This is a genomic window from Candidatus Magnetaquicoccus inordinatus, from assembly GCF_004217665.1.
In the GTDB taxonomy this organism is placed as follows: domain Bacteria; phylum Pseudomonadota; class Magnetococcia; order Magnetococcales; family Magnetaquicoccaceae; genus Magnetaquicoccus; species Magnetaquicoccus inordinatus.
This window is the reverse complement of sequence record NZ_RXIU01000317.1, coordinates 1-2,853: the sequence shown is the minus strand read 5'-3', so window position 1 is coordinate 2,853 and position 2,853 is coordinate 1. Positions and strand designations below refer to the sequence as shown.

2 protein-coding genes are annotated in these 2,853 nt (G+C 55.6%); both read left to right on the top strand.

Going from position 1 to position 2,853, the window contains the following annotated elements:
• The first annotated feature begins 116 nt into the window (after positions 1-116).
• A complete protein-coding gene (locus EJP87_RS15145; protein WP_130472698.1) occupies positions 117-1,382 on the top strand; it encodes a multifunctional CCA addition/repair protein in 1,266 nt (421 codons plus the stop codon).
• Positions 1,376-2,674: a DUF790 family protein gene (locus tag EJP87_RS15140; protein ID WP_130472697.1), complete on the top strand. Its 1,299-nt coding sequence runs from the start codon at positions 1,376-1,378 to the stop codon at positions 2,672-2,674. Before EJP87_RS15145 ends, EJP87_RS15140 begins: the two co-directional genes overlap by 7 nt.
• Positions 2,675-2,853 lie beyond the last annotated feature (179 nt).

The window sequence follows — 2,853 nt, the reverse complement described above, 5'->3', positions numbered from 1 at the left end:
TTGGGAGGGCGGATGCCCGACATGCACAGTTTCGCTTGTGGCAACAGTGAGGAAATTGGCAAATGCGATTGCCCTGGTTTGTTTCCCTATGGCAAACGCTTGCCGAGCCTGCGTGTATGGAACCTTTAAGCCAGCTTTATCGGGTTGGGGGTTGGGTACGGGACCATCTCTTGGGTTTGCCTGCCCCGGATTGCGATTGGCTGGTTTTGGGTGAGACTCCCGAAAGAATGCTGGCTCGCGGTTTTCAACAGGTGGGCGCCGATTTTCCAGTCTTTTTGCACCCGGAAAGTGGTGAAGAGTATGCCTTGGCCCGCCAGGAGCGAAAAATTGCTCCCGGTTATCGCGGCTTTCAGACTGTTTTTTCTCCTACCGTTACCATAGAAGAGGATCTGTTGCGCCGTGATTTGACCATCAATGCCATGGCCATGGATGGTGAAGGCAGGCTCATCGATCCCTATGGTGGTTTCCAGGATTTACAGCACAGGGTGTTGCGACACGTCTCCCCGGCCTTTGCCGAGGATCCTCTCCGGGTCTTGCGGGTAGCCCGTTTTTTGGCCCGTTTTGCCGGGATGGGTTTTCAGGTGGCCGAGGAGACGCGGCAGCTTATGAAAACTTTAGTCGATTCAGGCGAGTTGCACAGCTTGGCCCCCGAACGGGTCTGGCAAGAGACGCGCAAAGCGCTGCTTACCGATCATCCTGTGGCCTATTTTGCTCTGTTGGCAGAGTGTGGTGCCTTGGCGGTATGGTTTACAGAGTTGGCAGCTTTGCGTGGGGTGCAGCAGGCAGCATCCTTTCATCCCGAGGGAGATGCCTGGCAACATGCTTGTTGCACCTTGCAGGCGGCCTGTCGTTTGACTGCCGATCCTGAGTTGCGTTTTGCCGCATTGGTGCATGATCTGGGCAAGGGATTGACGCCAAAAGAGCAGTGGCCACGCCATATTGGCCATGAGCAGAGCGGATTGTTGGCGCTGCAGAGTCTGGCAGAGAGGTTGCGTTTGCCTAAGCGGCTGTGCAGGCTGGCTCTGGCGGTGATTGCCGAACATTTGCGGGTGCAACGGGTTGCCCAGATGCGTCCGGCAACAGTTGTCAAAGTGTTGCAGCGTTTGCGGGCATTCAGTGATCCCGATTTTTTTCAGCAGGTGTTGCTTGCCTGTCGGGCCGATATTTTGGGGCGTGGCCTGCAAGAGGAGGGGGCTGATGTGGTGGGTGAGCTCTGGTTGCAGTGCCGCGATGCTGCGGCACAAGTGGATATCTTGGCTTTGCAATCTGCCGGATGGCAGGGGCGCTTGTTGGGTGAGGCCATCTATCGGCAACGAATCGTGCGGGTGCGCCAGATATTGCTGGAACAGCGAGCTGTATTACAGAGAGAAATGCCATGTTGACACGGGATCTGTTGCGTTTTGATATTCGCCGAGAGCGTGTCTATCCGCGCTATTTGGATGTTCAGGATCGCTCCTGGCAGGAGGTGGCGCGGGCGTTGAATGATACCTTTGAAGCGGCCGTTGGCAGCAGCCGCGAAGAGTTGCAAGAGGCCTGTTTACCGATCATTCATGGGGCGCGTTCCCCATTGGTGACCAAGGGGCTCTGCAAATTATTGCTTGATCGCTGCCAGTTTCAGGAGGGGAGTGGCGAATGGGCTGCGAGGCGCTTGCAGGTTTTTCAGACTGCTGCAGCGCTGTTTTATTCTGCTGCCGAGCAGGAGGCGGGCAGCAATGATCTGCAGCACTATCGGCAGATGGTTGGGCAGAGGATGCAGGAGGATGCCGATCAATTGGCGGCACGATTATATGCCGATTTGCCGGATCGCCAGCAGCTTCTCTCTTTTGCGGGTTTGCAGGCGGAGGCATTGTTGCAGCGCTATAATTTGGCGTTGGCGCAAGGTCCCTTATTGTGGGCCAAGTCGATGCAACTGCATATGGAAGAGAAGGATGTGGGAGTACGGCGTCGATTTTTTCGCCAGTTAAAATTTTTTCGTCTGTTGGTGCGTCTGCAGCGGCCTACGGCAGAGAGTTATCGCTTGCATCTGGATGGGCCGTTGAGTCTCTTTGAGGGGAGCGGTCGTTATGGCGTGTTGTTGGCCTCCTTTTTGCCGGTAATCTGTTTATTGAGTCGGTGGCAACTCACTGCCGATATTGAGTTTCCGGCGCGGATGAGCGAACATGCGAGCAGGGGCAAAAAGGGCAGCGGGGCGGTACTGCTGGAGTTGGACCATGGCAGTGGTTTGCATACCCATCTGCAGCAGACCGCGGATATAGTGCCAGAGGAGTTGAGCCGTTTTGCGACCCTGTTTGCGGAGCAGGTCAGCGCGTGGAAGATTGCGGAGAGTTCCGATTTGCTGGAGCTGCAGCGGCAAGAATGGGTGATCCCGGATTGGAGTTTTCAGCATCAGAGTGGGCAGGTGGTGCATTTGGAGCTGTTTCATCGCTGGCATGCACAGATTTTGCGGCGGCGTTTGCACTCCCTGGTCCAGGGCAAGAGCGCTCTGCCAGCTTTGGCGATTGGGGTAGACCGCGCCTTGAGCAAACAGGCCGACATGGCCGAATTGTTGGAAAAGTCAGACTGGTTTCAGCGACATGGCTTTGTTTACCATCAAATTCCACCGCTCAAACGGGTGGTGGAGGCGTTGCAGAGTTTTTTGCCAGAAACAAATGAGATGCTGACAGCAGAACGGTGAACCAGTATGGATGTCGGTTTCGCTGGTCGCACCAAGACCAACAGGATCTTGGTGCGCTGTCCTGGAGTCCCATAGGATGGTTTGCCTATGCTTCTCTCCTTGTAACTCCAACAGGTAAGCCACCGGCTATGCCGGTGGACTAAACAAGGCTACGCCGTTCCGTCGTGCTGAAAAATCGT

What these genes read in the sequence shown, in the direction of transcription:
- EJP87_RS15145 (WP_130472698.1), top strand. Translation starts at nt 117, where the DNA reads ATGGAACCTTTAAGCCAGCTTTATCGGGTTGGGGGTTGGGTACGGGAC.
- EJP87_RS15140 (WP_130472697.1), top strand. Translation starts at nt 1,376, where the DNA reads ATGTTGACACGGGATCTGTTGCGTTTTGATATTCGCCGAGAGCGTGTC.